The 2,966-nt window shown below is 58.4% G+C and carries 1 protein-coding gene and 10 tRNA genes; all 11 read left to right on the top strand.

Annotated elements, in window-relative coordinates:
- The coding region (locus JQ567_RS37810) for a tetratricopeptide repeat protein (RefSeq protein ID WP_212443518.1) at window positions 1-961 on the top strand (961 nt) is incomplete at its 5' end.
- A gap of 210 nt (window positions 962-1,171) precedes the next feature.
- A tRNA-Tyr gene (locus JQ567_RS37805) sits at window positions 1,172-1,256 on the top strand.
- 136 nt (window positions 1,257-1,392) lie between these two features.
- A tRNA-Gly gene (locus tag JQ567_RS37800) sits at window positions 1,393-1,466 on the top strand.
- 192 nt (window positions 1,467-1,658) lie between these two features.
- Window positions 1,659-1,734, top strand: a tRNA-Asn gene (locus tag JQ567_RS37795).
- A 28-nt stretch (window positions 1,735-1,762) separates the two neighbouring features.
- Window positions 1,763-1,841, top strand: a tRNA-Arg gene (locus tag JQ567_RS37790).
- Window positions 1,842-1,848: 7 nt separating this feature from the next.
- A tRNA-Pro gene (locus JQ567_RS37785) sits at window positions 1,849-1,927 on the top strand.
- A gap of 240 nt (window positions 1,928-2,167) precedes the next feature.
- Window positions 2,168-2,243 (top strand) — tRNA-Arg (locus JQ567_RS37780).
- Window positions 2,244-2,274: 31 nt separating this feature from the next.
- A tRNA-Gly gene (locus tag JQ567_RS37775) sits at window positions 2,275-2,345 on the top strand.
- 7 nt (window positions 2,346-2,352) lie between these two features.
- A tRNA-Glu gene (locus JQ567_RS37770) sits at window positions 2,353-2,427 on the top strand.
- Window positions 2,428-2,430: 3 nt separating this feature from the next.
- A tRNA-Gln gene (locus JQ567_RS37765) sits at window positions 2,431-2,504 on the top strand.
- Between the two features lie 160 nt (window positions 2,505-2,664).
- Window positions 2,665-2,740 (top strand) — tRNA-Trp (locus JQ567_RS37760).
- Window positions 2,741-2,966 lie beyond the last annotated feature (226 nt).

The raw sequence follows: 2,966 nt of genomic DNA, 5'->3' as shown, positions 1-2,966 counted from the left end.
TTCCTTTTGCTGCCACAGGTCATCCTCGAAATGCCTGTCACAGAAATTATCGTGTCTCGTTCCAGGGGTGCAGTCCAGGTTCGAGCGTGACCTGACGGACGTATTTGCTCTCCAGGACGAGGTGACAGTCGCCGTTGTCTCGGCCATTCAACCAAAATTGCTTGAAATAGAAATTGGCCTGTCGGCACGTCGGCCATCAGAGAACCTCACCGCCTATGATTTCTATCTCCGCGCTGTGCAGCAATATTACCTAACGACCTGCGAAGGGTTGGACGAGGCGATCAGGCTGGCGCATCGAGCGTTGGAGCTTGACCCTCGGTTCGGCCTTGTCGCTGCTCTGGCAGGTCACTGTCACATGCGGAACGTCATTTGGGGTCATGCGATCGATCCTCAATTCGACCGCAAGGAAGCGGTTCGGTTTCTTCGCCTGGCATTGAGCGTCGACGATGGTGATTCGGAAACGTTGGCATTGGTTTCCATGATCTCGGCGTACATGGTCGGCGATTGTGAAAGCGAGATCGAAATGGCTGACCGGGCGATCGCGCTAAACCCAAATTCATATCGCGCATGGACCTGCAGAGGCCAGGTCTATCGAATCGCGGGGCTTCCGGAGGAAGCGGTCCGGAGCTTTGAACGCGCCATCCGCCTGAGCCCGGTAGACCCGCGGCTACCCATAACGTTTGTTGCGATGGGGATGGCCTTTATCGAGCTTCGCCGCTTTGACGAGGCCATCGTCGCAGGGAATAAATGCCGGCGTCAGAATGCCTCCTATTCGACAGCTTACCGTTGTCTCGCGTCCGCTTTCGCTCATCTTGGACGCGACGCTGAGGCGCGTGAGGCAGCGACGCTCCTGCTTCAGCTCGATCCCGCTTTCACAATATCTGCGTTGATCGCCCGGGGCGGGCACTCAAACGCGAAGCTGTTGATTGAGGGGCTCCGGAAAGCGGGGTTGCCTGAGTAAGCCGCTATCGCCTGTGCCGACGAGGTGATCGAATGGGGCCTACTTTGCGGTGCGCGAGTCCTGAAATGGCCCCATCGCGTCCATCCGGGGATTCAGGAAGAGCACGACCATCCGACGGTCGAGGATGTAGGTTCGAGTCCTATCGTGGTGGCCAGGATTGATGTCCAGAACGTTGCGGCTCCTGGCAGCGCACAGGCCCTCGGGACATTTGGGTAACGCCAAGTCTGGTGACTGAGCGGGCCTGTAAAGCCTGCGCCTTTGCGCACGCACGGTTCAATTCCGCGGTTACCCACCATCCTTCGGCTGATTGGCCAACGGAGCGTTTGCAAGCGAAGTGGACACCGGTTCGCGTCAAGAAAACGCGTCAATCAAGAATCTAGGGCCCCGTTCCGATTCTATCGGAACGGAAGAGGCTCTAGCGGTCTAAACTCGCGGACCTGGTATATTGGGAGTGCCATGCGCTGCCCGCGCATTGATAGCGGTTCGATTCCGCTGGTCCGCGCCATCTTGCGAAACTGCGCACCGTGCGCAATTCGCGGTCCAGAAAGCTAATCCAGTGAAAGCATCGGTTTGAAACGCCGAGGAGGTCAGGGCGGCACTGACTCTGGACACCATCACGGGGGAGTGCACAAGGGTGCAGTTGATCCTTGCAAGATCGACGCGGCCGGGGCGGTACCGGCACTCTCCACCACATCATTCCCGCCGAGCCATCTCGGTGAGGGCGCCCGGCTGTTAACCGGGGTAGCGCGGTTCGAAACCGTGGGCGGGAGCCAATTCCTCTTGTCGACCGATTGCCATCAACGACCTGTAGCTCAGTTGGATTCAGAGTGCCGTGCTACGAACGCGGAGGGCGGGGGTTCGAGTCCCTCTAGGTCGGCCAATGTCTACAGTCTGTAGGGGAGCCTGGTCGTCCCTACCTGCCTTGGAAGCAGGGGATCGCTGGTTCGAATCCAGCCAGACTGACCACATTCGATTCAAAGACCAAGCGGGGCGCTCGCGCCTCGCCTGACTTTGCCTCTTAGCTCAGCTGGTAGAGCACCCGGTTCTGATCCGGGATGTCCGTGGTTCGAATCCGCGAGAGGCTGCCAAGATTCCCGGTGGCGAAACATGAACGCGATCGTCTGCAAAACGGTTATGAGCGGGGGAAGCACCCGTCCGGGAATCCACTTCACGTAAAATCGCAACGTCGTTCGATGTCTCGTTCGCGCGCTCGTGGACCAACTGGATGGTCAACGGATTTCTACTCCGTGCTATGCGGGTTCGAGTCCTGCCGAGCGCGCCAAAACAACAACGCGCACCCTTCTCTTTTCAACGCGGGCTTGGGTCATAGGCTGATCACCTGGCCTCCAACCAGGCAAAGTCGGTTCGAGTCCCGCAGCCCGCCATTTGAAGCACCCTTCGTCTATCGGCAAGGATCTCTGTTTTTCAAACAGAAGAGGCGAGTTCAATTCTCGCAGGGTGTGCCATTGGGTGGGTTCGTTCAGTGGCATGACGGCGCGTTTTGAGCGCGCATACGGAGGTTCGATTCCTTCCCCCACTACCAATCGCTCGGCCTCTCGGGAGGGCTTGCTGCTCATAACGGCGAACAGGACGGTTCGAAACCGTTGCGAGCGACCATTGCCTTCCGACCTCGTCTATCAGCTAGGACGCTTGCTTGTGGAGCAGGAAAACACGGGGCAGCACCGTGGGTCGGGACCAAGCTGGGGAGTGAAGCTCAAGTGGACGAGCGCTGGTCTCCAAAACCAGAGGTTCCAGGTTCGAGGCCTGGTTCTCCCGCCATTTTTCCGCGGAAGTGAGGAATGATTGTCGTGCCCGGAAATGAATTAGTTTGCGCTCGGTGGGCGCCCACGGCTTCGAGTGATTTCAATGGCCGAAAAACGGGATGGCGCTCGCGCCATGCCCGGTCGGCTTTTTATGCTTTAGACCAACCTGCGCTCCGGAGAGATATCGTGCGAATAGTGAGTACACTCCACGATGGCCGAGAGTGCAGCCATTCTCAGCGCTA

The sequence above is a fragment of the Bradyrhizobium sp. AUGA SZCCT0431 genome (assembly GCF_018131065.1).
Lineage (GTDB): Bacteria > Pseudomonadota > Alphaproteobacteria > Rhizobiales > Xanthobacteraceae > Bradyrhizobium.
This window is presented reverse-complemented; position numbering and strand designations above follow the sequence as displayed.